Here is a 25,934-nt window from a genome sequence, read left to right on the forward strand (position 1 = left end):
AGCCTTGTCATGCAACTGATTCCCTGCCCCTGGTGCGGGCCGCGCGAGGAAACCGAATTCCACTACGGCGGGCAGGCGCACGTCGCCTACCCCGCGGATCCGGCCGCACTGTCCGATGAGGACTGGGCCGAGTTCGTGTTCTACCGGGACAACCCAGTCGGCCCGTTCGCGGAGCGCTGGGCGCACACCGCGGGGTGCCGCCGCTGGTTCAACGCGGTGCGCGACACCGTGACCTACGAGTTCCGCTCCGTGTACGAGATGGAGGGCATGGTGAATGACACTGGCGGAGCCCCGTTCGCGATGCCCGACCGGGTGCGGGTGTCCCGCAAGACACAGCGGGAGGTGGCGTCATGAGGATCCCGGCCCGCGGCCTGGTCGACCGGAGCACCGCGCTGCGGTTCACCTTCGACGGCACGGACTACACCGGCCACCCCGGTGACACGCTCGCTTCCGCGCTTCTCGCCAACGGCGTGCACCGCGTGGCCACGAGCATCGCGCACGGCAGGCCGCGCGGCATCATGTCGGCTGGGGTGGAGGAGGCCAGCGCGCTCGTCGGCGTGCGGCACCCCTACCAGGAGCCGATGCGCCAGGCGACCGCGGTCGAACTGTGCGACGGGCTCGTCGCGAACGGGCTCGCGGGCCGTGGCGCGCTGCCACCGTCGCCCGATCTCGCCCGGTACGACGCCAAGCACGTCCACTGCGACCTGCTGGTGATCGGCGCGGGTCCGGCCGGGCTGCTCGCCGCGCAGGCCGCCACCCTGTCCGGTGCCCGCGTGGTCCTGCTCGACGACCAGCCGGTGCCGGGCGGCTCGCTGCTCGGCTCGCCGGAGTATGTGGACGGGCGCACCGGCGCGGACTGGGCGCGGTCCGTTGTGGACGATCTGGCCGGGCCGGGTACCACCGTGCTCGCCAGGACGACCGCCTTCGGGTGCTACGACGACGGGTTCACGCTCGCGGTGCAGCGCCGGACCGATCACCTCGCCGACGCGTCGCCGTCCGTGGTCCGGCACCGGATCTGGCGGATCAGGGCCCGCACCACCATCGTGGCCACCGGGGCGCACGAGCGGCCGCTGGTGTTCACCGGGAACGACCGGCCCGGCGTGCTCCTCACCGGTGCCGCGCGCACCTACCTGCACCGGTACGGCGTCCGCGCCGGTGATCGCGCGGTGGTGTTCACCATCGACGACAGCGCGTACGCCGCGGCGCTCGAACTCGCGGACGCCGGCATGCGCATCGCGACCATTGTGGACGGTCGGTCCGCCGCGCCCCGCTCACTCGCACTCGCTTGTGCGGCAAGGGGAATCGACGTGCGAGCCGATCACGTCTTGACCGAGACCCTCGGTTCGGACAGGGTGACCGGGGTCCGGATCGCGCCCCGTGCCGGTGGCGGCGCGACCGAGGAGGGCTGCGATCTGGTGCTGGTTTCCGGTGGGTGGACGCCGGTGGTCAACCTGTTCAGCCAGGTGCGTGGTCCGCTCGCGTACTGCGACGAACTGGGCGCGTTCGTGCCGGGCGGGGCGGTGCCCGGGATGCGGGTCGCGGGATCGGCGGCGGGGCTGCTGGAAACGGGGGAGTGCCTGCTCGCGGGCCGGGACGCCGCGGTCGACCTCGGGTTCTGCTCGGCCGCCGACGCGGCGCTGCCCGATTCCGCGCCGATCCGCCGCGAACAGCCGACGGGTGAGCTGTGGTCGGTCCCCGCGGCCGATCCCGCCGAGCCGGACACCCGGTACGTCGATCTGCAGCGGGACGCGACCGTGTCGGACATCCTGCGCGCCACCGGTGCGGGCCTGCGCTCGGTCGAGCACGTCAAGCGGTACACCACCATCGGCACCGCGCACGACCAGGGCCGCACCTCGGGTGTGCTCGCCTCGGGGGTGATCGCGGAAGCGCTCGGCGGGCACATCGCGGACACCGGCACCACCACGTTCCGGCCGCCGTACGTGCCGGTGCCCTTCGCCGCGCTCGCCGGGCGCGACCGCGGGGAGCTGCACGACCCGGTCCGGGTGACCGCGCTGCACGCGTGGCACGTCGCGGCGGGTGCCGAGTTCGAGGACGTCGGCCAGTGGAAGCGGCCGTGGTACTACCCGGCCGACGGCGAGGACATGGCCGCCGCGGTGCGTCGCGAATGCGTCGCCGCGCGCACCGGCGTCGCGCTCATGGACGGGTCCACGCTGGGCAAGATCGAGGTCGTCGGGCCCGACGCCGCCGCGTTCCTCAATCTCGTCTACACCAACATGATGGCCACCCTCAAGGTCGGCTTCGTGCGTTACGGCGTGATGTGCGGGATCGACGGCATGGTGCTCGACGACGGGACGGTCGCCAGGATCGCGGAGGACCGGTTCCTGATCACCACGACCACCGGCAACGCGGCGATGGTGCTCGAATGGCTCGAAGAGTGGCTGCAGACCGAGTGGCCGCACCTGCGGGTCACGCTCACCTCGGTCACCGAGCAGTGGGTCACGATCCCGTTGGTGGGGCCGAAATCGCGCGAGGTGCTCGGCGCGGTCGCGCCGGAGCTCGACGTGTCGAACGAGGCCTTCGGCTTCATGACCTGGCGGGACACCACGGTCGCCGGCGTGGCGGCACGGGTGTGCCGGATCAGCTTCTCCGGTGAGCTGGCCTACGAGGTCAACGTGTGCGCGTGGGACGGGCCGACGGTGTGGGAAGCGCTGGTCGCGGCGGGGGAGCCGTACGGGATCACGCCGTACGGCACGGAGACCATGCACGTCCTCCGCGCGGAGAAGGGCTACCCGATCATCGGGCAGGACACCGACGGCACGGTGACCCCGCACGATCTCGGCATGACGTGGGCGGTGTCGAAGAAGAAGCCCGACTTCATCGGCAAGCGGTCGTTCTCGCGCGCGGAAAACCTCCGCCCCGACCGGAAGCAGCTCGTCGGGTTGCTGCCGTCGGATCCCGCCGAGGTGCTGCCGGAGGGCGCGCACCTGGTCGCCGTGGAACGGCTGCCCGAGCCGCCGGTGCCGATGCTCGGGCACATCACGTCGAGCTACCACAGCGCCGCCCTCGGCACTTCGTTCGCGCTGGCGCTCGTGCGCGGCGGCCGCGACCGGGTCGGGGAGACGCTCCGCGTGCCCGTGGGCGATCGCCTCGTCCCGGTGACGGTCACCGAACCCGTGCTCTACGACAAGGAAGGAGCCCGCCGTGACGGTTAGCGCGTTGGTGCGGCACAGCCCGCTGGAGGACTGGGCGCCGAGGTTCGCCGCGCTCGCGCCCGCGGTGAGCCTGGCCGAACGGCCGTTCCTGACCCAGTTGACGCTCCGCGTAGCCACGGGGCAGCGCGCCGCGGTCTCCGCCGCGCTGTCGTGTCCGCTGCCGGAGCGCCCGTGCACCGCGACGGGCGGGGAAGGTGTCGAGGTGCTGTGGCTCGGCCCCGACGAGTACCTCGTGCTCGCGCCGCCTGGATCCGAGGCCGCCTTGTTGTCGCGTGTGGACGGTCTTTGTCTGTCCGCTGTGGACACTTCGGCGCAGCGAACCGCACTGGACCTGTCCGGCCCGCATGCCCGCGACGTGCTGGCGCACGGGTGCGCCATCGACCTCCACCCGCTCGGCTCGCCACCGGGTACCTGCGTTCAGACGCTACTGGCCAGGGCGGGCGTGGTGCTCGTCGCGCGCGGTGGTGACGCGTTCACGGTGCTGGTGCGTTCGTCCTTCGCGGGTTACCTCGCCGCGTGGCTGGTGGATGCCGCCACGGAGTACGTGGGGGAGTCGTGACCGATCCGTTCGTGCTCACCCTGGCCTGCCCGGAACGGCCCGGCATCGTGCATTCGGTCAGCTCGGTCCTGGTGGAGCTGGGCTGCGACATCACCGAACACCAGCAGTTCGACGATCCGCTCTCCGGCAGGGTCTTCCTGCGCACGAGCTTCCAGCCGCTCGCCCCGCTCACCGAGGAGGGGTTCGCCGAGCACTTCGGCGAGACGGCGCGGGCGTTCGGGATGAGCTGGCGCCTGCACGACATGTCGGTGCGGCCGCGGCTGCTGGTGATGGTGTCCAAGTTCGACCACTGCCTCTCGGACCTGTTGTACCGCTGGAGAAGCGGCAGCCTTGGCGCCGAACTCGCGCTCGTGGTGTCCAATCACGACACCCTGCGGCCGATGGCCGACGCCGCGGGGGTCCGGTTCGAACACGTGCCGATCACCAAGGACACCAAGCCCGCCGCGGAGGCCCGCCTGCTCGATCTCGTCGAAGAACACCGGATCGATCTCGTCGTGCTGGCGCGGTACATGCAGGTGCTGTCGGACGGCCTGTGCAAGCGGCTCGAAGGCAGGGCGATCAACATCCACCACTCGTTCCTGCCGAGCTTCGCGGGCGCCCGCCCGTACCACCAGGCCTACGAACGCGGGGTGAAACTCGTCGGGGCCACGGCGCACTACGTGACCCCGGACCTCGACGAGGGGCCGATCATCGAACAGGAGGTGATCCGCGTCGACCACCGGCGCTCGCCGGAGGATCTGGTGGCCGTCGGGCGGGATGCCGAACGGCTCGCGCTCGCCCGCGCGGTCACCTGGCACTGCCAGAACCGCGTGCTGCTCAACGGGAATCGCACGGTCATCTTCAACTGAGGGCGCGCGCGAGGACGGCGTCGGCGAGCTCTCCGACGGTGTGGCCGCCGACGGGGAGACAAGGCAAGCCGAGCTTGATGAGGTCGGCGAGCATCAGCTCCTGGTACCGGATGGTGCGGCCGAGGAACTTCTCGACCAGGTGCCGGTGCTCTTGGTCGGCTTCCTCGTAGCCGCTGGCCGCGCGCATCCGGTCGCTCAGCACGGTCTTCTCAGCGGTCAGCCAGATCGCGGCCGTGCGCGGGACGGTCAGTTCGGCGACCAGCGCGGGCCAGAGCCCGGACCCTTCGAGGACGAGACCTGTGTCGTTCGCCGCACGATCGGCGATCAACTGCTCCACCCGCGGCCACAATCGTTGGTAGTGCTCGAGAACGGAGGTGATCAGCTCGTCGACGGTGAGCGTGCGGTAGTGCTCGGCGACGTGCGCGGGCACGGCACGGTCCGGCGTCGGCCACGGACGCCCGGGATGCCGCGCGAGCTTGTCGGTCGACCGGTACTCGTACTCGAGCCGATCCGCCAGTGCTTGCGCCACAGTGGACTTCCCGACGTTCGACGTGCCGCCGATCAGGATCACCCGCGCCTCTCGCAGCGAAGGACGGACGGCGGCCATTGCGTGATCCTCTGCGGCAGGCGGAATTGTCGGGGTGCGCGCGTAGGTTCCCTGGCATGACCGTACCGGCGATCCACGACCCGCGTCCGCCGTTCGCCCGCTCCCTGGACCAGACCGAGTACCAGATAGCAGCGATGCGCCCCGGCGAACCGCGCAAGAGCACGCCTTGCGCCGACTACGACGTGCGAGCGCTGCTCGGGCACGTCGTCGCGGTGCTGCACAAGACGCCCGCGTCGGTGCCGGAGTCGGCACGGGCGACATCCCAGCCGTGATCGACGGTGTCGACGATCACGGCTGGGTCGATGCGTTCGCGCTGGCCCGCGGCGAGGCCGAACGGGCGTGGGCCGACGACGAAAAGCTCGACAGCACGGTCACCTTGCCGTGGGCCACGCTGCCAGGACGGATCGCGCTTGACGCCTACACCCACGAGGAACGCAGCGGCCATGGCCCGTTCGGACCGATCGCGCCGGTTGCCGAGGATGCCGATGTCTACACCCGGCTCGCCGCTTACCTGGGTCGTCGGCCGTAGCTGGGGTCAGCGCGCCGCGGCGCGGTAACGCCACACGGCAAGTGGCGCCGCCACCGCGATGATGCCGACCGACCAGAGGATCGCCGTGAGCACCGGGTTCTGCAGCGGCAACGAAGTTCCCGCGCCGTGCGCCCCCGGGTTGCCCCAGAGCAGGCGGCAGGAGTCGGTGACCGCGCTGATCGGGTTCCAGTCGGCGATGATCCGCAGCCAGCCCGGCATGCCGTCGGTCGGCACGAACGTGTTGCCGATCATGGCGAGCGGGAAGATCAGCGGCACCGCGTGGTCGGCTGCCTCCTCGGTCTTGAAGACCAGTCCGAGCAGGACGCCGACCCAGCCGACCGCGTACCGAAACAGGAGCAGCACGGCGAAACCCGCGACGGTGAGCCACAGGCCCCGGTGCGGTTGCCAGCCGACGACGAGCGCGCACACCGCGACACCGGCGAAGTTGACCAGCCCGGTGGCCAGCGAAGAGACGGTGTGTCCGAACGGGACGGCCGAGCGCGCCATCGGCATCGACCGGAAGCGGTCCATCACGCCGTCGGCGAGATCGCCCGCGACGGTGGTGACGGTGACGCCGATCCCCATCATGGCCTGCATGGCGAAGATCCCCGGCATCAGGTATTCGCGGTAGTTCCCGCCGCCGGGCACCATGATCGCGCTGCCGAGGACGTAGCCGAACAGCAGCACGATGATCGCGGGAAGGACGATCTCGCTGGCGAGCCCGCCCGGATCGCGGAACAGGTGCTCGAGTTCGCGCCGCACCAGCACGAAACCGTCGGACACCGCCCAGCGGAGCTTGGTCCACATCGTCTTGGGCGGGGTGGGGACCCAGAGCGCGGCGGTCATGCGGGCACCTCCTGAGTGGCTTCGTCCGCCGAATGGCCGGTGAGTTCGAGGAACACGTCGTCGAGGGTGGGGCTGCGCAGCGCCATGGTGTCGATGCGGATACCCGCGGAGTCCAGCTCGCGGACCACGGCGGCCAGCGCGCCCGGGTCCCCGTTCACCGCGACGGTGGCCGTCCGCGAACCGGGGTGGAGCATCGGTTCGCCGCCGGTGGCGCGATGCAGCGCGGCGCCTGCTTCGGCGAGGTCGTCGGCGCTGGCCAGTGCGACGGCGACGTGTTCGGCACCGACCTTGTTCTTGAGCTGTTCCGGAGTGCCGGTGGCGACCACGCGCCCGGCGTCGATGACCGCGATGGAGTCGGCGAGGTGGTCGGCCTCGTCGAGGTACTGCGTGGTGAGCACGACGGTCGTGCCGCCCTCGACGAGGTCGCGAACAGCGGCCCACACTTCGGCGCGCCCGCGCGGATCGAGCCCGGTGGTGGGTTCGTCGAGGAAAAGCACCGCGGGCGCGATCAGCAGGCTCGCCGCGAGGTCGAGCCTGCGCCGCATACCGCCGGAATAGGTTGACACGACGCGGTTTCCGGCCTCGGTGAGGTGGAACCGGTCGAGCAGTTCGTCGGCACGTTCCTTCGCGACGCGGCCGGGTAAGTGGTAAAGCCTGCCGAACATCCGCAGGTTCCCGCGCCCGGTGAGCTTTTCGTCGACCGCGGCGAACTGGCCCGCGAGCCCGAGGCGGTACCGGGCGCGCTCGGCATCGCGCACCACGTCGATTCCGTCGACGAAGGCGCGGCCGCGGTCGGGCCTGAGCAGTGTGGAGAGGATGCGCACTGCGGTGGTCTTGCCCGCCCCGTTCGGCCCGAGCACACCGCAGATGGTCCCGGCGGGAACTTCCAGGTCGAGCCCCGCGAGTGCTTCGGTGTCGCCGAAGCGTTTTGCGACGCCTTCGACGAGTACTGCCAGATCATTTCCCATGAACGAGTCCCCAGTTCGAGTGGCTGATACAGCGTATCGGTCAGGTGTACACCGTATCAGCTTGTTATGCTTCCCCGCCAGGAGGAGGTGGTCATGGCCGAGCGGTCCACGCCGCGGTACATCTGGGCCGAGGACGCCCCACCTGGTCCGGCTCCCGCGTTGAGCAGGGACAAGATCGTCGAAGTGGCCATCGCGATCGCGGACGCGGAAGGGCTCGACGCGTTGTCGATGCGCCGCCTCGGCGCAGAGTTGTCCGTGCGGCCGATGTCGCTGTACCGGCACGTGCCGAGCAAGGACGACCTGCTGGAGCTGATCAACGACGCGGTGCTGGGGGAGCAGCGGCTCCCGGACCAGCCTTCCGGCGACTGGCGGGCGGACCTGCGGCTCTCCGCGACCGAGCAGCGCGCGGTGGCGCTGCGGCACCCGTGGAGCGTGACGACGAAGATCGGCAGGCCCGCGATGGGCCCGAACGCGTTGCGGGTGAACGAGTTCGCGATGGCCGCGCTCGACGGGTTCGGGCTCGACATGGACACCATCCACGGTCTGGTCGGCACGTTGCGCGGGTACGTGCACGGCAACGTGGTCGAGGACCTCGCCGGCGCGGAACTGTCGCGGCGGACCGGGATCACCGACGAGCAGTGGCAGGAAATCCTCACCCCGTGGGTGCGACGGCTGCTCGCCGAGGACAAGCACCCGATGACCGCGCGGTTCGTCCGCGAAGCCGAGCACTGGCCCGATGACAAGGTGTTCGCGTTCGGTGTCGAGCGAGTCCTCGACGGCATCGCCGCCGCGCTGCCGTAGCGCGGGTACGCGCTCGAGTGGTGCGGATCCGCACCGAAAATCCATTGAGGTGAATCCGCGCGTGGGCTGATCTACCGGGATGTCGCGCGGTTCTAACGTGGGCGCATGACTGAGGAATCCACGGCGAGGCGCCGTGAACTTGGCCGGGAACTTCGCACGCTACGGGAAAGCCGCGACATGTCGGGCCACGACGTGGCCAGGCAGACCGGTTTCTCCGCGGGGAACATCTCGCGGTGGGAAAACGGTCGCAGGGAGATCGGCACGGTCGATGCGGCGACCTATCTGGCGACCTGCGGCGTGGATCTCGCCGAGCGCAACAGGTTGCTGGACCTCACCGAGCCGCCGTCGGAGCTGTACTGGGTGCGCCCGTACTTCCACAAACTGGCCGATGCCACGAAATCGGTGATCATCCAAGAAAGCCTGGCCAATTCGATCACGAGCTATGAGCCGCTGGTCATTCCCGGGCTGCAGCAAAGTGAAGCGTACGCGAGAGCGATCTTCGAAGCGCGTGGGGCGGTTCCGCGGGACCGGATCTCCTTGCTGGTGAAGGCGAGGATGGATCGGCAGCGAATTCTGACGAAGACCGGAAGTCCGCGTACGCGGTTCTTCGTTCATGAGCGTGCGCTGGGCTTGGGCATCGGTGGTCCGGAGGTGATGCACGAGCAGGTTCTGCAACTTCTGCTGTCCAGCGCGGTGCCCACCTGCGCGATACGGCTCGTGCCGGAGTCTGCGGGGAACTTTGCGGCGGTCGGTGGTGCGTTCGATGTGCTGGAGTTCGCCGACCACCCCACCATCGTGCACGCCGATACGTTTGGCGCGGCGCTCTTCATGGACGAACGGCCTTGCGTGGAGGCCTACTACACCGTTGTTGCGAGGCTGGAACATGATGCCCTGAATGAGGGAGAATCGAGGGCGAGGCTCACCCAACTCGCGGGGGAGTACGAACAGCTGAAGGAGTAACCGGATGGCGGCCGTCGCGTGGACCTGGGTGAAGAGCAGCTACAGCGATGGCTATGAAGAGAGCAAGTGTGTCGAGGTGGCGCTTGGTACCCAGGTCACCGCAGTCCGGGACTCGAAGGCGCCGAGCGCCGGAAACCTGCTGGTTCCCGCGCAGAGCTGGCAGGTGTTCCTGGCTCGGTGGAAGGCGTAGTCGCTCCCCGGCATGATGATCGGGTGGTGGACGTCGTCGCGCAGTGGGTGCGTACCCGGTGGACCGCCGCGTCGCGCGGTGGCGCGAATGCGGCGCGGCGCAATGCGGCGCCTCTCGCGTTCGCCTTGCCGGAGGTTGTTTCGCCGATGGTGCACGAGGTCGTCATGGACGAGGCGGGCGGGTTCGCTCCGCGTGCGACGATGTCGCCGACAGTGCCGAAGCACGTCGATCTGCGCGACGAGGGCGACACCCTGCGCGTGATGCTGCTTTCGGCACAACTGCACGGTTTCGTCCGGCGGCGCCCGCCCGCGGTGCGCCTTGGCCGCGGGGAGTGGCTGCGCTGGCGGATCAACTACCGGTTCCGGACCTACTTCGGCGCCGGGCTGTGGCGATACCGGCTCGACACGCTGAACATCTTCCACGGCACGGAATGCACACCGGAACTCTTTCTCGGTGAACCCGACCGCACCATCGACGAGCGCGCCGAGCTGCGCTGAACCCGCGGCCTGAACCGGACAACACGGGGAGCCCTCCCCGCCATCCTGGCTACCGTTGCCCTCGGCGCGATCGAGGGGAGCGGGCATGCGGCAGTTTCCGGTAGGGCGAACGGCGGCGGCGATTGGCGTCGCCGTGTTGTGGTGCGTCGCGGGGTGCGATGAGGAAGCTCCGCCGTCGCCCACGAGTTCGTCGTCGTTGCCGACCACTACGACGACCCCGGCGAAACCCGTGCTGACCCTGGCGCAGTACCAGGACCTGCTGACCGGCACCGAGCAGGCGATCCGCCAGCAGCTCGACCGCGTGGTCTCGGCGAAAACGCTGGCCGAGGTCGACGCCGCGCGGCTGGACCTGGCGACCGTGCTGGAGACCAAGGACGCCGAGCTGCGGAAGGTCCAGCCGCCGGAGGCCGCGTCCGGGCTGGAGTTCGAACTCCACCTTGCCTCGGCCTCCGACCTGCGCACGTACGACAAGCCGACCGACGTCGGCGAAGCGAACGAGTGCGGGGTGCCGCCCGCACCCGAGGCGCAGTTGGTCAAGGCGAAGAAGCAGATTTACTGGCGGGTGCGCGCCAGCGACCACGACGAAATGATCGCCAAGTTCGCCAAAGCCGGGCTGAAGTACGGCGAGCAGCTGCTGCCGCCGGAGCCGCAGGAGCCACCCGCGGCCCCGGACCGGCGCGCCCGGAACGGGCAGATCATCCAGCGCAACGGACCGAAGGGCCACGGCCGCCTGCAGATCACCAACGGTTCCGAGAGCGATGCCGTGATCGCCGCGGTGCACGGCGACCCGAAGAACCCGCAGGCGTCGATCTACGTGCGCACGGGTTCCAGCGCGACCCTGACCGGTCTGTCCGGGAACTATTCGGTGTACTTCAAGACCGGCACCGACTGGGACGCGGCCAGGAAGGGCTTCACCAGCTCCTGCAAGTTCGAGAGCTTCCTGGAGATCTTCACCCCGGACTCGGACTGGCAGATCGATCTCAAGAAGAGCGAGACGGGCAACGCGATGACCAACGAGGTGCCCGCGTTCTGAGCACCGTCCACAGTGGATGGTCGGCGGGCTTCGGCGGCGGCCTTGAGGTCCTTGAGCGAGGTTTCGAGGCCAAGGTCGCCGGGGGTGGCTTGGGGGCCGGTGTGGTTTTCCTCGTTGCGGACGATTGCTGGACGGTGGAAGTGATCACGATCGCGCTGCTGGATGCTCGGACGGTCGCCTGGAAGCGGGAGTGCGTGCGCAGTGGCACCTTGATGAAGGTTTCCGTGCGGTAGCGGGTAGACTCCTGGCTGCGCAGGACCGCCGCGCGGGGGGAGCATCTGCTGGCTTGGCGGTCGAGGAGTCACCGTGGAATTCACGCTCGTGCGTCATCTGCCGCGCAAGATCAAGATCGAATACACCGAGTCGATGTGCGGCAAGGTCGTCACCGACAAGGCCATGGTCTGCCACGATCCGGCCAGGGCCACTTGCGCGCGCTGCGTCGACATCGCCCGCACCGAGGCGTTCCAGGAGCAGGATCGCTTCTACGACTCGGGCCAGTGGTAGATGACGAGGGTCTGTTCGGGGTGCTCGGCCACGTGGAGCGCGGTGTGGGTCATGGTCACGATGCCGCGTCGCGGGTGGCGCAGCCGTTTGGTGCCCGTCCTGCGGACCTGGATGTCGTAGCGGGGCCACCACTTCCGGACTTCGGGGCTCGCCGCGTGCAGGTCCTCGACAAGGCTCGTGAACCGGGGATCGGCGGGGTGGAGCCCCGCGGCGGCGCGTAGTCGCGCGAGGAGCACCTGCGCTTCGCGTTCCCAGTCCACGAGGACCCGGCGCGCCGCCGGGCTGGTGAACATCCAGCGGGCGAGGTTGGGCCTGGCCTCGCCCGCGGTGTCCAGATCGGGGAACAGCTCGGCGGCGGCCGGGTTCACGGCGAGCAGGTCGTAGCTCGCGCCGGTGAGGTAGGCCGGATTGTGCCGCAGCAGCATCGGGATCGCGGTGACGGCGGGGTCGACCGGTTCCGGTTCGTCGGGTCCGGCCGCCGCGGGTGTGCCCGCCAGGTGGAACAGGTGATCGCGCTCGTGCTCGGTGAGCCGTAGCGCGGTGGCCAGCGCGGTGAGGACCTGATCGGACGGCCGGATGTCGCGGCCCTGTTCGAGGTAGGTGTACCAGGTGGCGCTGATGCCGGCGAGGAACGCGAGTTCTTCACGCCGCAGGCCGGGCGTCCGGCGCCGCCCGGTGGGCGGGATGCCCGCTTCCGACGGCGTGATCCGCTCTCGACGGCTGCGCAGGAAGGCGCCCAGTTCCCGGCGGCGGAGGGCGAGGTCCGGCATGCTGGCACCTCCAGTTCCAGAATGAGCGCATTCTGGATACCAGGATAACGGGTCCGCAGACTGGGGCCATGCGTGCCTGGATCTTGGATTCCGTTGGTGAACGAGTACGAGTCGACGAGGTGGCGGAACCGTCGCCGAGGGGCGGTGGTGCGGTGATCGAAGTGCTGGCCGCCTACGTCCCGGCCTACACGGAGGTGGTCGCGCGGGGTGAGCGAGGACCCGTGCCGACGCCGCTCGTGCTGGGGCCGGGGTGTGTCGGCAGGGTCGTGTCCGTGGCGGACGACGTGTTCAACGTCGAGCCCGGCGATGTCGTGCTCGACCTCGCGCTGCTGACCTCCGGCGAGAGTGAGGACCCCGAGGAGATTCTCATCGGCTGGACCGGCGTCGGCGGGCGCGGGGTGGCGACCGGGAAAACCGTTGCGATGCAGAAGATGTGGCGCGACGGCGTGTTCGCGGAACGCGCGCTGTGTCCTAAGGAGACACTCATGAAGCTCCCCGGCGCGGAGCGTTACCCGCGGCCAGAGCGCCTCGCGTTCCTGCCGTGGCTCGCCATCGCGGGGGAGGGGATGAACGCCACCGGGCTCCAGCCCGGCGGGACCGCCACGATCATCGGGGCCACCGGGCAGCTCGGCGCGGCCGCCACGCTGATCGCGCTCGCGAGCGGCGCCGGCCGCGTGGTGGCGGTCGGGCGCAACGCGGAGGTGCTGAAACGCTTGGGGGAGCTGGATTCCAGGGTCGTTCCCGTCGCGATGACGGGGAACAGGTCCGATGACGCGGCCGCGATCGCCGAAGCCGCGCGCGGTGGCGCGGACGTCGTGCTCGACGCGCTCGGCGCGGTGCCCGACGCGACGCCGACCATGGCGGGGTACGACAGCCTGCGCAACGGCGGCACGATGGTGCTCATCGGGGGAGTACGGCAGGACCTCGCGATTCCGTACGGCGATGTCATGCGACGGCGTCTCACCCTTCGCGGGTCGTGGATGTCCGGTCCCGCGACGGCGCTGAAGATGTGGCGCATGGTCGAGTCCGGGCTGATCGACCTCGGCGCCATCGACGTGCGCACGGTCGGGCTCGACGACCCGACCGGCGCGCTCGACCTCGCCGCCGCGACGAAGGGCCCCGCCTTCGTCGCGCTCGTCCCTTGATCGCCGCCGAGAAAGCGGCCACACGAAGTGTATAACGACCTATACAGCGTGGCTTTGAGTGCGCAAAAGGAGTGGCGCATTTCGCCTGCCACAACAAAAACAGCAAGGAAATCGAAAGTTCGACCGTTCGGCCGAATCGTTGCCTTCGATCATGGTCTTCCCGGGAGCTTCCGCCGCTGAAAAGCTGGAGCGGGTGGAGCGATCTCCACGAGGGAAGGGGAATTCCTTGTCGAACAGACGTAAGAGACGGATGATCTTCGCGGCCGTGCTCGGCCTGGCGATGGGCCTGCTTTCGGCTCCCGCCGCGGAAGCCGCGGCGTCGGCGACCTGTACCTGGACGCCGACGGCGTGGGAGATGCCGTCCGGGGCCGATCTCGCCACGGTCGACGGCTACGACGGCAGCCGGTACGCGGTGGGGGTGACGGGCAAGAGGCCACCGTGGGGTGGCGGGATCGCAGAGCCGCGCGGAACCGTGTGGGACAACGGAAAGGTCGTACTGCGGCTCCCCGACGAGGTGCCGCATCTCCGCGATGTGAATTCCGCGGGGCTGGCCGTCGGGGACGACGTCGTCAACGACAAGTTCATCGCGGTCGCGGTGTCGGTCGGTGGCAAGGTGACTCCGCTCGCGCGGGACCCGAAGTGGGACAGCTATTCGGCCTGGTTGGTCAACAACGCGGGCGACATCGTCGGATTCGCCAGCGCCGGGAACAAGGAGGTGCTGGTGGTCTGGCCGGGGAAGGCGCCGGGCACCTATCGTGAGCTGCCCGTGCCGAACGTCGACTACCTGCACCTCACCGATGTGGACGAGCAGGGCCGGATCGTCGCCCAGACCGATTCGGGTTCGGGCGGCGGGTTCGTGTGGGACACCGATGGCCAGTGGCGCGTGCTCACCGCGCAGGGCACCGGTGCGTACGGCACACCGTTCGCGATCCGGAACGGGCGCATGGTCGGCAGCGCGAACGACGACACGTCGTACGCGGCGGCCGAATGGGACGCGCGAGGCCGGTTGGTCCGGACCATTCGCGGCGGCGCGACGGAAGCGGTGGCCATCGGGGGTAACGGCACGGTGGGCGGGTACCGCTTCGTGGGCTCGGAGCAGCGGCTGGTGCTCTGGCGCGACGGAAAGGTCGTCGATCCGCTGACCGCGGTCTCCTGGGCTTTCCGGCTCGTCGGGATCAGCGATGACGAACGGACCCTGTTCGGGGTCGAGTCCGGACGGCCGACGCAGTACCGCTGCTCCTGATCGACCGGAGGTGACCGGTTCGTCCGCGGGGTCGGCTTGACCTTCAAGCCGGTTCAAGCCCCATCCTCGTCGGCATGGCAGAAGATCCCATGATGACGGCCATCACCGACGCGGTGACCCTCGGACGGACCGGCGACCGCGATGCGGCGCGCGAGAAGCTCACCACGCTTTGGGAGGAGGACGTACACCGCGGCGGCGACCCGTTGCACCAGTGCGCGCTCGCGCACCACCTGGCCGATCTGTACGAAGATCCGGCCGAGGCGCTCGCGTGGAACGTCCGCGCGCTCGACGCGACCGATCTGCTCGACGACGAGCGTGCCGGGATGGCGGTGCGCGGGTTCTACCCGTCATTGCACCTCAACCTGGCGGAGGACTACCGGCGACTTGGTGCGTTCGAAGCGGCGAAACGCCACCTGGATCGTGCATCGGAGTATCTCGACGCGCTACCGGACGACGAGTACGGAACCGTTGTCCGCCAAGGGCTCGCGGGCGTGGCCGAGGGAGTAAGGGCCCAGTCAACCGCGGTCAGGGCGCATGCCTGACCGAGCCAGGGGGCACCGGCGTTCCAAAGTGGACAAGGTGACGCCCGGTGCGATTTCGGTGGTTCCGACGGGGCGGAAGCCGCGGGATCGGTAGAGCGCGAGCGCCGGGGTGTTCGCGGTCCCGGTCGACACGGTGGCGCGGGTCGCGGGAACGAGCGCGTCCAGTGCGTCGAGCAGCCTGGTGGCCACCCCGGTGCAGTGCGCGCGCGGATGGACCACCAGGCGGCAGATGTCGAGCGTGCCGTTCGCGTCGAGAAGCCACGACACCGCGCCCACGAGGCCTTCGGCGTCGTGCGTGCCCAGGAAGGATTCGCCACAGGAGCGCAGTTCGGCGAGCGATTCCCGCAGTGGTGGGATGCCGTCGAATCCGATGAGTTCGGCTTCGACGGCGTAGGCAGCGCGTTGGAGGTGCCAGATCTGTGTGGCGGTGTCGTCGTCGGCGAGGTCGAGCGCCTGCGGTTCGGTCACCGGCGCGAGCTTAGGCGGCCGCGCGAAAATCCGTCGACAGCGGTCACCTGCCGTCGTTAGGTTCCGGGGGTGTCGATCGTGCTGGAGTCCGAACGGTTGGTGTTGCGGCAGTTCACCGAAGCCGACGTGGACAACCTCGTGCGCCTGGACAGCGATCCGGCGGTCATGCGCTACCTGACCGGTGGCGAGGCGACGCCGCGCGCGAAGATCGAACAGGTCGTGCTGCCGCGCCTGTTCGAGGAGTACTCGACGGGCCCGCGCGGTAGGTGGGCGGCTGAAGCGCGCGATACCGGAGAATTCCTTGGTTGGCTGTCGCTCGCGCCGGTCGCCGATCCGGGGGAGGCGGGGCTCGGGTACCGGTTCCGGTCGGCGCACTGGGGGCGTGGTTTCGCCACCGAGGGTTCGCGCGCGTTGCTGCGCATGGCGTTCACCGAACTGGGTTTGCGGCGGGTGTTCGCGGACACGATGGCGGTGAACACCGCGTCGAGGCGGGTCATGGAGCGGGTGGGGATGACCTACGTGCGCACTTACCACCTGGAGTGGGACGACCCGATCGACGGTACCGAACACGGTGAGGTCGAGTACGAAATCGTCCGCGACGACTGGCTGGCGCGGAATCGGAGCGGTCCGTAGGCCCGCGGGTGCCCCGGTCGAGGCACCCGCGGGTGGATCCGGTCGTCAGTGGTGGCTGTACCACCGCTGGTTGCTGTCACCGTTGCAGGCGTGCGTGACGACGTAGGTGCCGTTGCCGGTGCCGCGGCCCCGTACGTCGAGGCAGCCGCTGCGCTGGTTGATCGGGTTGAACGTCCAGTAGCCGCCGCTGTGCTTGACGCCCTTGAACTTGTGGCTGTTGCTGTCGTCGCAGTTGCCCGTGGTCAGCTGCGCGTCGTTTCCGGCGTACCACAAGCACTTTCCGTTGGCGCGGTTCTGGAAGGCGTAGACACCGCCGCCGTAGGAGTAGGTGCGCCACAGCTGGTTGGAGCCGTTGTTCGCGCGCCAGATGTCGACGCGGTTCGCCCGCTGCGCCAGGTCGAGCCGCGAGCCGGGGGCGTTGCCGGGTGACCACTCGTAGGTGCCGCCCCAGCCCGCCGCGGCGGTGGTCAGCTCGTCCTGCGGCACGGTTTCGGCCGCCGCGACCGACGCGCCAGCCAGGAGCACGGCGGCGCCGGCGCCGGCGGCGAGCACCGCCGCGCCGCGCAACAGTCCCCGTGCGCCGCTCTTTTTCTCACCCATGTTTTTCCCCGTTCTCGAATGGAATCAGCGGCTTTTCGCCGTTGCGGGGAAAACGGTATTGAGTTGAGCGGGTGTTGGCGTCACACCTGCGCCGGAAGTCGCCGGTCAACCGGAGGTGGCGCCACGGGCCGCGGTCAACGCCGGGGGCAGTGGGCCTACCCCGCTGGTATGACGTGCGAGATGGCGTGTGCGGTTAGGCTCCGTTCGTGCACGGCCGGTCGCTTCACCAGGTTCTTCGCCATCGGCGGCGGTGGGTGGTCGACATCGCGGTGGCGGTGCTGACGTTCGCGATGATGTGCGCGGTCGGCAGCCTGTTCAAGCAGCCGCAGTGGCGGTGGTTCGACGGCTGGGCCTACGTGTTGACCGCGCTGATCTGCCTGCCGCTCGCCGTGCGCCGGGTGTGGCCGGTGCTGACGTTGATCGTCACGTTGGCCGCGTACCTGGTTTTCGTGCTGCGCGGGCACGTTCCCGGATTGCACCTGTGGGGGCCGGTGCTGGCGCTCTACAGCGTGGCCGCGCTCAAACCGACGCTGGTGATCGCGCTTGGCGCCGCGGTGACGGCTCCGACGCTCTACGTCGGCAGCGTGGAGCTGGGCATCCCGTCGGTCGCGGCCGCGGCGCAGGTGCTGGTGGTGGTGCTGGTCGCCTGGGTGCTCGGGGATCAGGCCCGGCAGCTCGACGACCGGAACCGCCGGCTGGTCGACGCGACCGAGGAGCTGCGGCGGGAACACGAGCGCAACCTGGAGCACACGGTGACGCAGGAGCGGGTGCGCATCGCGCGCGAGCTGCACGACGTCATCGCGCACCACATGTCGGTGATTTCCATGCAGGCAGGGCTTTCCGACTACGTGTTCGACACCGATCCGCCGACCGCGCGCGGCGCGGTCCGCACCATCGGCCGGGTCAGCAGGGAGGCGCTGGACGACATGCGGCGGCTGCTGGCCCTGCTGCGGGTGTCCGGGGACGGCGACGTGGCGGGCGAGCCTTGGCTCAGCCCGGCACCGGGGCTGGATCAGCTCCCCGATCTGCTCGCCAGGCTGCGCGCCGCCGGTCAGCCCGTCGAGCTGAGCGTTCGGGGTGCGGTGGGGGAGCTGCCTTCGGGTGTGCAGCTCGCGATCTACCGGGTGATCCAGGAGGCGCTGACGAACGTGGTCAAGCACGCGGGATCGGCTGCTCCGGCGACGGTGGAGGTGTGCCGGGAGCAGGACAGAGTGACGGTGACGGTGGCCGACGAGGGTTCTTCGGCGCCGTCTTCGGGAAGTGACGGCGGTTTCGGTCTCTTGGGCATGCGCGAGCGCGCGAAGCTCTATGGTGGGAGCTTGACCGCGAGGGCGCGGCCGGAAGGCGGTTTCGTGGTGGAACTCGTCATCCCGGTTTCCTGAGCGCCCCGGCACGAGCAGCCTCGGGGGAGGGCGGGTTTCCATGGTCTCCGTTCTGGTCGTCGACGATCAGCCGCTCGTGCGCGCGGGTTTGACGGCGCTGCTCACCGCGGCGCCGGGGCTCGAAGTGGTCGGGGAGGCGGGTGACGGCGCGCAGGCCGTCGAACGGGCTGCCGCGACTCGTCCCGACGTCATCCTGATGGACATCCGGATGCCCGGGGTCGACGGCATCAGTGCCACGCGCCGGATCCTGGCCGAGGCGGTCGGGGATCCGCCGGGAATCCTCGTGCTGACGACGTTCGATCTCGACGACTACGTGTACGAGGCGTTGCGGGCGGGTGCGTCGGGTTTTCTGCTGAAGGAGGCGGAACCGCCCAGCCTGCTGGCCGCGATCCACACCGTGGCGGCGGGGGACATGCTGTTCGCGCCCACGGTCACCCGTCGGCTGATCGAGGCGTTCGTCGGCACGAGGCGGGTGGCGGAGGGGCCGGCTGAGCTGGAGGCGCTCACCGCCAGGGAGCGGGAGGTGTTGAGCCTGGTGGCCACCGGTATCACGAACACCGATATCGCTGGGCGCCTGACGATCACCGAAGGCACCGTGAAGACGCATCTGAACCGGCTGATGGCGAAGCTGCGGATCACCAGTCGCGCGCAGGCGGTGGTCGTGGCGTACGAAAGCGGTTTGGTGAGCGCGGCGCGGCCTTGACGGCTCAGATTTCGAGCAGTTCGGCGTCGCCGTGGGTCAGGACCCTTGTCCCGTGCTCTTCGACGACGAAGGTTTGGCTGAGCCCGACGCACTGCGCGCCGAACGACCGGAAGGACGCGGGCACGTGGAAGGTCATGCCAGCCCGTAGTGGTTCCGGGTTGTCCGCGGTGATGCAGAACGGTCCGCTGTCCATCCAATGTGGAGGGTGGGCGAGCCCGACCGGGTAGCCGAACATGCGGTGGAACACCTCGTCGTCGGCGAGGGTGCCCAGTGCGGCAAGGCCCGCGTTGGCGACGTCGGCGCACGGCACCCCGGCTTTCGCGGTTTCCAGTACGGCCGCCAGCGCGGTTTTCGCCCGGTCCGCCAGGCGGAGGGTGATCTCGGACGGGCTTCCGCTGACGAGGGTGCGCATGACGGGTGTGTGGTAGCGGTGGCAGGTGCCGGCGAATTCCACGAACGTCGGGCCGGCGCCGATCGGGTCGCCCTTGAATGTCGAGTGCGGGATTCCGCTGCGCGGCGCGGTGACGACGAGCGGGCCCCACGCCGATACGGAGTCGGCTTCGCGGTGCAGTGCCTCGGCGATGGCGGCGGCGACCGTGGCGTCGGTGGCGCCGGAGAGCGCGGCGGCTTCGGCTGCCGCGTCGACGCCGAGCTTCGTCACGCGCGCGGCTTCTTCCATGTACCGGAGTTCGGCGGGGGAGAGGACGAGTTTGAGGTTCTCCACCAGGTACTGACCGTCCACAAGCGACATTCCGCTGGCGCGGAACAGGTCGAGCAGGCGTGGCGGGGTGGAGGTGTTGCCGAACTCGATGGCGAGGCGCGCGCCGGTGGGCAGGGTGCGGAGCACGTGGTCGGTGATCAGCTCGGCGCCGCTGCGGGTGTTGGCGTAGCTGGTGAACAGGATGTTCTTCGCCGATGAGCTGGCGAGTGCGCGGCCGACCTCGAGGTCCATCACGTACAGGTAGGTGCTGTCGTGCGTGACGAGCAGCGGCTGCGGCGCGGTTTCCTGCGTGTGGTAGCCGGTCAGGTACTCGATGCCGGACGGGCGGAACACGATGAGCGCGTCGGCGTCGAGTTCGGTCAGCCGGTCGCGCACGCGCCGCATGCGGTGTCCGTACTCCTCGGCGGGGAAGGGGGCGGGTTCGGCGGTTTCGACCGTCTCGACGGCTTCGTCGGTGAGCCACGGAGGGGTGGGCCCGTCCCCGAGTGCGGCGAGGTTCCGTCCGAGCGCCATGCGTCACCTTCCCCGTGCTGCCACTGTTTTCCGCGCTCAACAGATCACGTCCGGGCAGGTCAGGTCAACCGTTGTATTGTCGACAATCGACTGTTAGCATCCGGCGAATGAACGCTGGCGAGCGGGCGAACTTCCTCGTCGAGAAGCACAGCATCGACTTCATCCCCCACGAACTCCGGCACGGCAAGCCGTCCGATCTGGCGTTCGTGTGGTTCGGCGCGAACATGGAGCTACCGGTGGTGGCCGCGGGCGCGGCGACGGTGGCGAGCGGGATGAGCCTCAAGTGGGCGATCGTCGCGATCATCGTCGGGGTGGTCGTCGGCACGCTGTTCATGGCGAGCCATTCCGCGCAGGGCCCGCACCTGGGGCTGCCGCAGATGATCCAGAGCCGCGCGCAGTTCGGCTACTACGGCGCGGCGTTCCCGCTGGTGTTCGTGGTGGTGATGTACCTGGGGTTCTACGCCGCGGGCGCGGTGCTCGGCGCGCAGGCGATCACGGCGCTGTTCGGGATCCCGTTGCCGGCGAGCATCGTCATCCTCTCGGTGCTGAGCACGGTGGTCGCGGTGTTCGGGTACAACGTGATCCACAAGTTCGAGAAGTACCTGACCTTCCTGGTGGCCGCGGTGTTCGCGGTGCTCACCGCGATGCTCGTGTTCGCCCCGCCCGCCGCGGCGACCCCGGGGGCCGATCGTGGGTTCCTGCTCGGTCCGTTCCTGCTCGCGGTGTCCGTTTCGGCCACCTCGCAGCTCGGGTTCGCGCCCTACGTGGCGGACTATTCGCGGTACCTGCCGGAGAAGACGTCGATCGCCAGCGTGTTCTGGTACACCTACGCCGGGGTCGGGATCAGCGGCGTGTGGCTGATGATCTTCGGGGCGACGCTGGAGAAGCGCCTGCCTGGCGGGCCGATCGCGGACATCGGGTCGGTCGCGGACGGGGTGGGGAGCTGGTTTACCAAGCTCACCTACGTCGCGCTCGTGCTGGGCGTGCTGAGCATCAACGCGCTCAACATCTACGGCGGCTACATGTCGTTGCTGTCGTTCGCGAGCACCTTCTACCGGAAGTTCCGGATGGGGCTGGTGCTGCGGGTCTGCTTCATCCTCCCGGTCGCCGCGCTCGCCACGTGGATGTCGTTCCTGTCGAAGGACCACCTGCTGTCGTCGTTCGAGACGTTCCTGACCTTGGTGCTGGTGCTGATGATCCCGTGGACGTCGATCAACCTCGTCGACTACTACGCCGTGCGCCACGGCAAGTACGAGGTCGAGGAGATGTTCAAACCGCGCGGGCGCTACGGCAGGGTGAGCGTGCCGGGGATGGTCGCCTACGCGATCGGGTTCGCGGTGCAGGTGCCGTTCATGAGCAACGCGGTGTACGAGGGGCCGATCGCTCGCGCGCTGCACCACGGCGACCTGTCGTGGATCGTCGGCGCGGTCGTGGGTGGCGTGGTGTACCTGGTGGCGATGCGGATGCAGGCGGCGCGGCGGGCCGGAACGCGTGAGCTGGTGGGCGATCGTGGCTGACGTCCTGGTGATCGGCGGTGGCGTCATCGGGCTGACCACCGCGGTGAAACTGCGCGAATCCGGGCTGGCGGCGGACATCTGGACCGCCGAGCGCGCGGAGCGGACGACCTCGGCCGTGGCGGGCGCGACCTGGTACCCGTACCGCGCGTCGCCCGTGGACAGGGTGCTGGACTGGACCCGCCGCAGCAGGGACTACTTCGACGCGATGGCGGCGGATCCGCGGACCGGGGTCACGATCCGCGAGTCGCTGCAGTTCTGGCGCGAGCCGCTGACGGAGCTGCCGTGGTGGGCGAGCGCGGTGCCCGATGTCCGGCTCTGCACCGGAAGCGAACTGCCGCCGGGGTTCGCGTCCGGGTACCGGTTCACCCAGCCCGTGGTGACCATGCCGGTCTACCTGCGGTACCTGACCGAACGGTTCCAGCGGGCGGGCGGATCGATCACGACCAGGACCATTTCGTCGTTCGCCGAACCGGCCGCCGTCGCGCCGGTCGTGGTCAACTGCACGGGCCTCGCTTCGCGGACGCTCGTGCACGATCCCGAGGTCGTCCCGGTCCGCGGGCAGTGGGTCAGGGTGGCCAATCCCGGTGTGGCACAGGTGATCGCGGACTTCGGCCATCCGGACGGGGAGGCCTACCTGATCCCGCACCGGGACAGCTGCATCCTCGGCGGCACGGGCGAGGAAGGAGAGTGGGACACCACCCCGGACGGGGAGACGGCGGCGAAACTGGTGGCGCGGTGCGCCGAACTCGACCCCAGGGTCGCGCGGGCGGAAGTGCTGGAGCACCGCGCCGGGCTGCGGCCGGTACGGAACGCGGGTGTCCGGCTCGCGGCCGAGTCCACTGTGGATGGTGGTCTGCTCGTGCACGACTACGGGCACGGTGGTGCCGGGGTCACCTTGTCGTGGGGCTGCGCCGAGGAGGTGGAGGCGATCCTGCGCGCGCGCATTTCGAGGTAGCGGTTTTCCGGGATGCTGGTGGTGCGCGCGGCGGCCGTTTCGTAGGCCTCGCGGGCCGCGTCGAGGTCATCGTCCAATTCGAACAGATGCGCTTTCGCCGCGGTGACGCGGTAACCGGTGCCGCGCTCGTGCTCGTCGAGGTCGGCGAGGAGTGCGAGACCGGCTCGTGGCCCGGTGGCCATCGCGACCGCGATCGCGTGGTTGAGCGAGACCGCCGGGCCGGGCTCGATCCGGTGGAGTAATTCGTAGAGCGCCACGATCTGGGGCCAGTCGGTGTCCTCGGCGCGGGTGGCTTCGTCGTGCACCGCCGCGATCGCCGCCTGCAGCTGGTACGGCCCGACCACCGCGGTCGACAGCGCGTGCGTGATCAGCTCGACCCCGTCGCGGATGGATTCCTGCTTCCAGCGCCGCCGGTCCTGCTCGGCCAGCGGGACGAGCATCCCGTCGGCGTCGGTGCGCGCGGGGTGCCGCGCGTCCACGAGCAGCATCAGCGCGAGCAGCCCGGTGACCTCGCCGTCCGCTGGCAGGAGCCGGTGCAGTTCGGTGGTCAGCCGGATCGCCTCGGTGGCGAGATCCCGGCGTTGCAGCTCCGCTCCGTGCGAAGCCGTGTACCCCTCGTTGAAGATCAGGTACAGCACGCGCAGCACGGCTTCGAGTCGAATGTCCCATTCGGACGGTGGTGGCAGTCCGAACGGGACGGCCGTGGATTCGACGCGCTGCTTCGCCCTGCTGATGCGGCGCGTCATGGTCGCCTCGGGCACCAGGAACGCGCGCGCGATCTCGGCCGTGGTCAGGCCCCCGATCGCACGCAGCGTCAAAGCGACCTGCGAAGCGGGCGACAGCGCCGGGTGGCAGCAGAGGAACAACAGCTTGAGTGTGTCGTCCCCCTGCGTGCCCCCGGTGTCCGGTTCGGACTGGATCTGTTCGTCGGCGGGGGTGAGCGTCGCCAGCGTGTTCTCGTACTTGCGGCGCGCGGATTCCCGTCGCCAGTGGTCCATCAGCCGCCGGGAGGCGACCGTGACGAGCCAGCCGCGCGGGTTCGAGGGCACGCCCTCCGACGGCCATTGGACCGACGCGGCGAGCAGTGCCTCCTGGACCGCGTCCTCGGACGAGGCGAAGTCGCCGTGCCGCTGCACGAGCGCGCCGAGCACCTGCGGTGTCAGTTCCCTGAGCAGCGCGGTGAAATCGGGTGTCCCGCCGGCGGGCACGTCACATCTCCATCCCGGACCCGCTCATGATCGGGCGCAGTTCGACGGCACCGAACCGGGTGTCGGGAAGGCGGCCCGCGATCTCGGCGGCCCGTTCGGGGGTCTCGCAGTCGATGACGAAGAACCCGGCGAGCTGCTCCTTGGACTCCGCGAACGGCCCGTCGACGGTCTGCAGCCCGTCGGCGCGCGCCCTGATCGTCTTGGTCAGCGCCGGTGCGGCGAGCGGCTGCCCGTCGACGAGTTCACCGGACTCGGCGATCTCACCCATCAATTCCTCGAACTGCGCCATCATCGCCTTGCGCTCGTCCTCGGTGCTGCCCTCGTGGTGCAGGAACGACGGGTGCGCCCAGGTCGTGGGGTTGCTGTAGATCAGTACCAGGTACTTCATGCCGTGCTCTCCAATCCCAGTGCCGGAAACCTACCGTTCCGGCGCGTACGACAGGTGATCGCGCGCCGATCCCCGTACCGGACACGCATCGCCGGGGAACTTCGAGCGCTGGCGCCGGTCCCCGAAGGTGGCCTTCGGGGCGGTAGACGCCGCGAACTCGACCCTCGCACCGCACTCCCGCCAGCTGCGCGAGCCCGCAACGGGCCTTGGCGTGCCCCGAAAGTGACGTTCGGGGAATCCGGTGCCCCGAACGTCACGTTCGGGGCACCGGAAAGCGGGAGGTCGAGTGTGCGAGGGGTGGATGTGCGGCGTTGAGCGCCCCGAAGGTCACCTTCGGGGCGTGCGCGGCCCTGCCCGCCCGTGAGCGGGGGCCGAGAAAGTGGCGCCAGGGTCCCCGAAGGTGGCCTTCAGGGACCAACGGAAGCCGCCCGCCGCCGATCACCGCGCCGCGCACCCGGCAGCACTGAGACCTTCGGGGCGTGGCGCGCGCACGGGCGGGCTAGCTGCTCGGTTGGAAGAACTCCAGCAGTCGTCGGCTGGCGTCCGGCGACATCAGCATTTTCTGCATGTCCGCGGACATCCGCGCGGCGGCGCTGGTGCGTTCGAACATCTCGTGTTCGTATTCTTCGACGGCGGCGAGCTGGTCGTCCGGGTGCGCGGCCAGCGCGCGGCCGAGCGAAGCGCCGTCGAGCAGTGCCATGTTGGCGCCCTCGCCGACCGCCGGCATCAGATGCGCGGCGTCGCCGAGCAGGGTGACGTCCGGCTTCGACGGCCAGGTCAGGCCGATCGGGAGAGTGGTGCTCGACCGCGCCGTGATCGTGTCGTCGCAGGCGGCGATCAGCGCGGTGAACCGCGCGTCCCAGCCGGAGTGCAGTTCGATCAGCCGTGCTCGGGCGGCGGCCGGGTCGTCGAACGGGATCCCGCTGGTGGCGAGCCAGTCCTCGCCGGTGTTGTAGAAGTTGAGGCCGATGCGGACGCAGCCGTCGCCATTGCGCTGAGCCGCCAGGGATTGTCCGTTGCCGAACACCCAGTAGTTGCCGCGCCCGACCATCGCCGCGAGATCGGGGTGGGTGCGGTCGATATCGGAAATGCGGAGTTCGACGGCGTTGTGGCCGGTATGCGCCGGGCGGGCGTCGGTGACCAGCGGGCGGACCCGGGAGTTCGCGCCGTCCGCGCCGACGAGCAGGTCGTAGGTCGCGCTGCTGCCGTCGGCGAAGCGCAGCACGCCGTTTTCGGCGGATTCGAACGCGTGCCCCCAGCGCACGGTGTGTTCGGGGAGCGAGTCCACCAGCAGGTCGCGAAGATCGGCGCGGTCGATCTCGGGCCGGTCGAGCGGGGCGTCGTCGGGCGTGTCCTCCTGGAGCAGCAGGGTGCCGTCGGGCTCCAGCAGGCGCATGTCCTGCCCTTCGCCGCGGGCGAGCGCGGTGAACTGCTCGAACAGCCCGGCTTCGCGCAGGGCCCGCTGTCCGGAATGGATGTCGAGCATGCTGCCTTGATCGCGAGCCCCGCGTGAAGCGTCGCGTTCGTACACGACGGAATCGATGCCGTGTACGTGCAGCACCCTGGCGAGGGCGAGGCCGCCCGGTCCGGCCCCGACGATGGCGATGGTCATGGGATCCCCTTCGATACAC

Annotated in this window: 30 protein-coding genes; 20 read left to right on the top strand and 10 right to left on the bottom strand. The window is 69.6% G+C overall.

Features of this window, described 5'->3' with window-relative positions:
• Positions 1–9: 9 nt before the first annotated feature.
• The 4 genes from HUW46_RS41030 to purU are packed head-to-tail and all read left to right on the top strand — an operon-like array spanning position 10 to position 4,580.
• Positions 10–354, top strand: coding sequence for a sarcosine oxidase subunit delta (locus HUW46_RS41030; RefSeq protein WP_215544046.1), 345 nt, complete (start codon positions 10–12; stop codon positions 352–354).
• Complete coding sequence (locus tag HUW46_RS41035) at positions 351–3,173, top strand: 2Fe-2S iron-sulfur cluster-binding protein (protein WP_215544047.1); 2,823 nt, start codon at positions 351–353, stop codon at positions 3,171–3,173. Before HUW46_RS41030 ends, HUW46_RS41035 begins: the two co-directional genes overlap by 4 nt.
• Complete coding sequence (locus HUW46_RS41040; RefSeq protein WP_254125438.1) at positions 3,163–3,732, top strand: sarcosine oxidase subunit gamma; 570 nt, start codon at positions 3,163–3,165, stop codon at positions 3,730–3,732. Before HUW46_RS41035 ends, HUW46_RS41040 begins: the two co-directional genes overlap by 11 nt.
• Complete coding sequence (purU, locus tag HUW46_RS41045) at positions 3,729–4,580, top strand: formyltetrahydrofolate deformylase (protein ID WP_215544048.1); 852 nt, start codon at positions 3,729–3,731, stop codon at positions 4,578–4,580. The genes HUW46_RS41040 and purU overlap by 4 nt, the downstream gene beginning before the upstream one ends.
• Here the strand turns inward: purU and HUW46_RS41050 are convergent.
• Positions 4,573–5,187 carry an AAA family ATPase gene (locus tag HUW46_RS41050; RefSeq protein ID WP_215544049.1) on the bottom strand — a complete coding sequence of 205 codons (615 nt, stop codon included), beginning with the start codon at positions 5,185–5,187 and terminating at the stop codon, positions 4,573–4,575. The two genes, purU and HUW46_RS41050, sit on opposite strands and share 8 nt — an antisense overlap.
• A gap of 56 nt (positions 5,188–5,243) precedes the next feature.
• Between HUW46_RS41050 and HUW46_RS41055 the strand changes: the two genes are divergently transcribed.
• Together HUW46_RS41055 and HUW46_RS41060 are read left to right on the top strand one after the other, a co-directional pair.
• The gene (locus HUW46_RS41055) at positions 5,244–5,459 is read left to right on the top strand and encodes a maleylpyruvate isomerase N-terminal domain-containing protein (RefSeq protein ID WP_215544050.1); all 216 of its coding nucleotides are present in this window, start codon (positions 5,244–5,246) and stop codon (positions 5,457–5,459) included.
• Positions 5,456–5,716, top strand: a complete 261-nt coding sequence (locus HUW46_RS41060; RefSeq protein WP_215544051.1) for a hypothetical protein — start codon at positions 5,456–5,458, stop codon at positions 5,714–5,716. The genes HUW46_RS41055 and HUW46_RS41060 overlap by 4 nt, the downstream gene beginning before the upstream one ends.
• A gap of 6 nt (positions 5,717–5,722) precedes the next feature.
• Here the strand turns inward: HUW46_RS41060 and HUW46_RS41065 are convergent, their stop codons facing one another.
• The gene (locus HUW46_RS41065; protein ID WP_215544052.1) at positions 5,723–6,562 is read right to left on the bottom strand and encodes an ABC transporter permease; all 840 of its coding nucleotides are present in this window, start codon (positions 6,560–6,562) and stop codon (positions 5,723–5,725) included.
• Complete coding sequence (locus tag HUW46_RS41070; protein WP_215544053.1) at positions 6,559–7,530, bottom strand: ATP-binding cassette domain-containing protein; 972 nt, start codon at positions 7,528–7,530, stop codon at positions 6,559–6,561. The genes HUW46_RS41065 and HUW46_RS41070 overlap by 4 nt, the downstream gene beginning before the upstream one ends.
• A gap of 93 nt (positions 7,531–7,623) precedes the next feature.
• On the opposite strand from HUW46_RS41070, the gene HUW46_RS41075 reads away from it, so the two are divergent.
• The 6 genes from HUW46_RS41075 (at position 7,624) to HUW46_RS41100 (ending at position 11,515) form a co-directional block, all read left to right on the top strand.
• Positions 7,624–8,331, top strand: coding sequence for a TetR/AcrR family transcriptional regulator (locus tag HUW46_RS41075; RefSeq protein WP_215544054.1), 708 nt, complete (start codon positions 7,624–7,626; stop codon positions 8,329–8,331).
• 105 nt (positions 8,332–8,436) lie between these two features.
• On the top strand, positions 8,437–9,291 hold the full coding sequence (locus HUW46_RS41080) for a helix-turn-helix domain-containing protein (protein ID WP_215544055.1): 855 nt from the start codon (positions 8,437–8,439) through the stop codon (positions 9,289–9,291).
• A gap of 4 nt (positions 9,292–9,295) precedes the next feature.
• Complete coding sequence (locus HUW46_RS41085) at positions 9,296–9,481, top strand: DUF397 domain-containing protein (RefSeq protein WP_215544056.1); 186 nt, start codon at positions 9,296–9,298, stop codon at positions 9,479–9,481.
• A 23-nt stretch (positions 9,482–9,504) separates the two neighbouring features.
• Positions 9,505–9,978 carry a hypothetical protein gene (locus HUW46_RS41090; protein WP_215544057.1) on the top strand — a complete coding sequence of 158 codons (474 nt, stop codon included), beginning with the start codon at positions 9,505–9,507 and terminating at the stop codon, positions 9,976–9,978.
• An 85-nt stretch (positions 9,979–10,063) separates the two neighbouring features.
• A complete protein-coding gene (locus tag HUW46_RS41095; RefSeq protein WP_215544058.1) occupies positions 10,064–11,011 on the top strand; it encodes a hypothetical protein in 948 nt (315 codons plus the stop codon).
• Between the two features lie 306 nt (positions 11,012–11,317).
• Complete coding sequence (locus HUW46_RS41100) at positions 11,318–11,515, top strand: hypothetical protein (protein ID WP_215544059.1); 198 nt, start codon at positions 11,318–11,320, stop codon at positions 11,513–11,515.
• Here HUW46_RS41100 and HUW46_RS41105 read toward each other — a convergent pair.
• A complete protein-coding gene (locus tag HUW46_RS41105) occupies positions 11,494–12,285 on the bottom strand; it encodes a helix-turn-helix transcriptional regulator (RefSeq protein WP_215544060.1) in 792 nt (263 codons plus the stop codon). The genes HUW46_RS41100 and HUW46_RS41105 overlap by 22 nt on opposite strands.
• A gap of 68 nt (positions 12,286–12,353) precedes the next feature.
• On the opposite strand from HUW46_RS41105, the gene HUW46_RS41110 reads away from it, so the two are divergent.
• From HUW46_RS41110 to HUW46_RS41120, 3 genes are all read left to right on the top strand, one after another.
• Positions 12,354–13,430 carry a zinc-binding dehydrogenase gene (locus HUW46_RS41110; RefSeq protein WP_254125440.1) on the top strand — a complete coding sequence of 359 codons (1,077 nt, stop codon included), beginning with the start codon at positions 12,354–12,356 and terminating at the stop codon, positions 13,428–13,430.
• 250 nt (positions 13,431–13,680) lie between these two features.
• Positions 13,681–14,673, top strand: a complete 993-nt coding sequence (locus tag HUW46_RS41115; RefSeq protein ID WP_215544061.1) for a hypothetical protein — start codon at positions 13,681–13,683, stop codon at positions 14,671–14,673.
• Between the two features lie 74 nt (positions 14,674–14,747).
• Positions 14,748–15,215, top strand: a complete 468-nt coding sequence (locus HUW46_RS41120) for a hypothetical protein (RefSeq protein ID WP_215544062.1) — start codon at positions 14,748–14,750, stop codon at positions 15,213–15,215.
• Here the strand turns inward: HUW46_RS41120 and HUW46_RS41125 are convergent.
• Positions 15,189–15,683 carry a GNAT family N-acetyltransferase gene (locus HUW46_RS41125; RefSeq protein WP_215544063.1) on the bottom strand — a complete coding sequence of 165 codons (495 nt, stop codon included), beginning with the start codon at positions 15,681–15,683 and terminating at the stop codon, positions 15,189–15,191. The two genes, HUW46_RS41120 and HUW46_RS41125, sit on opposite strands and share 27 nt — an antisense overlap.
• Before the next feature lie 69 nt (positions 15,684–15,752).
• Between HUW46_RS41125 and HUW46_RS41130 the strand changes: the two genes are divergently transcribed.
• Positions 15,753–16,316, top strand: coding sequence for a GNAT family N-acetyltransferase (locus HUW46_RS41130; protein WP_215544064.1), 564 nt, complete (start codon positions 15,753–15,755; stop codon positions 16,314–16,316).
• A gap of 45 nt (positions 16,317–16,361) precedes the next feature.
• Here the strand turns inward: HUW46_RS41130 and HUW46_RS41135 are convergent, their stop codons facing one another.
• A complete protein-coding gene (locus tag HUW46_RS41135; protein WP_215544065.1) occupies positions 16,362–16,916 on the bottom strand; it encodes an RICIN domain-containing protein in 555 nt (184 codons plus the stop codon).
• Between the two features lie 206 nt (positions 16,917–17,122).
• Here HUW46_RS41135 and HUW46_RS41140 point away from each other — a divergent pair, with 206 nt between their 5' ends.
• Together HUW46_RS41140 and HUW46_RS41145 are read left to right on the top strand one after the other, a co-directional pair.
• Positions 17,123–18,298 (top strand): sensor histidine kinase, encoded by a 1,176-nt coding sequence (locus HUW46_RS41140; RefSeq protein ID WP_215544066.1) that lies wholly within the window; start codon positions 17,123–17,125, stop codon positions 18,296–18,298.
• 40 nt (positions 18,299–18,338) lie between these two features.
• On the top strand, positions 18,339–19,001 hold the full coding sequence (locus HUW46_RS41145) for a response regulator (RefSeq protein WP_215544067.1): 663 nt from the start codon (positions 18,339–18,341) through the stop codon (positions 18,999–19,001).
• A 4-nt stretch (positions 19,002–19,005) separates the two neighbouring features.
• On the opposite strand, the gene HUW46_RS41150 is transcribed toward HUW46_RS41145, so the two are convergent.
• Positions 19,006–20,235 (bottom strand): M24 family metallopeptidase, encoded by a 1,230-nt coding sequence (locus HUW46_RS41150; RefSeq protein WP_215544068.1) that lies wholly within the window; start codon positions 20,233–20,235, stop codon positions 19,006–19,008.
• Positions 20,236–20,342: 107 nt separating this feature from the next.
• Here HUW46_RS41150 and HUW46_RS41155 point away from each other — a divergent pair, with 107 nt between their 5' ends.
• Positions 20,343–21,752: a purine-cytosine permease family protein gene (locus HUW46_RS41155; protein ID WP_215544069.1), complete on the top strand. Its 1,410-nt coding sequence runs from the start codon at positions 20,343–20,345 to the stop codon at positions 21,750–21,752.
• Positions 21,745–22,707: an FAD-dependent oxidoreductase gene (locus HUW46_RS41160; RefSeq protein WP_254125442.1), complete on the top strand. Its 963-nt coding sequence runs from the start codon at positions 21,745–21,747 to the stop codon at positions 22,705–22,707. The genes HUW46_RS41155 and HUW46_RS41160 overlap by 8 nt, the downstream gene beginning before the upstream one ends.
• Here HUW46_RS41160 and HUW46_RS41165 read toward each other — a convergent pair.
• The 3 genes from HUW46_RS41165 to HUW46_RS41175 all read right to left on the bottom strand — a co-directional run bounded on the left by HUW46_RS41165 (position 22,620) and on the right by HUW46_RS41175 (position 25,915).
• Positions 22,620–23,915 carry an RNA polymerase sigma factor gene (locus tag HUW46_RS41165; RefSeq protein ID WP_215544070.1) on the bottom strand — a complete coding sequence of 432 codons (1,296 nt, stop codon included), beginning with the start codon at positions 23,913–23,915 and terminating at the stop codon, positions 22,620–22,622. The two genes, HUW46_RS41160 and HUW46_RS41165, sit on opposite strands and share 88 nt — an antisense overlap.
• A gap of 1 nt (position 23,916) precedes the next feature.
• On the bottom strand, positions 23,917–24,303 hold the full coding sequence (locus tag HUW46_RS41170; RefSeq protein WP_215544071.1) for a YciI family protein: 387 nt from the start codon (positions 24,301–24,303) through the stop codon (positions 23,917–23,919).
• A gap of 499 nt (positions 24,304–24,802) precedes the next feature.
• Positions 24,803–25,915, bottom strand: a complete 1,113-nt coding sequence (locus HUW46_RS41175) for an FAD-dependent oxidoreductase (protein ID WP_215544072.1) — start codon at positions 25,913–25,915, stop codon at positions 24,803–24,805.
• Positions 25,916–25,934 lie beyond the last annotated feature (19 nt).

It is taken from the genome of Amycolatopsis sp. CA-230715 (assembly GCF_018736145.1).
Taxonomy (GTDB): Bacteria; Actinomycetota; Actinomycetes; order Mycobacteriales; family Pseudonocardiaceae; genus Amycolatopsis.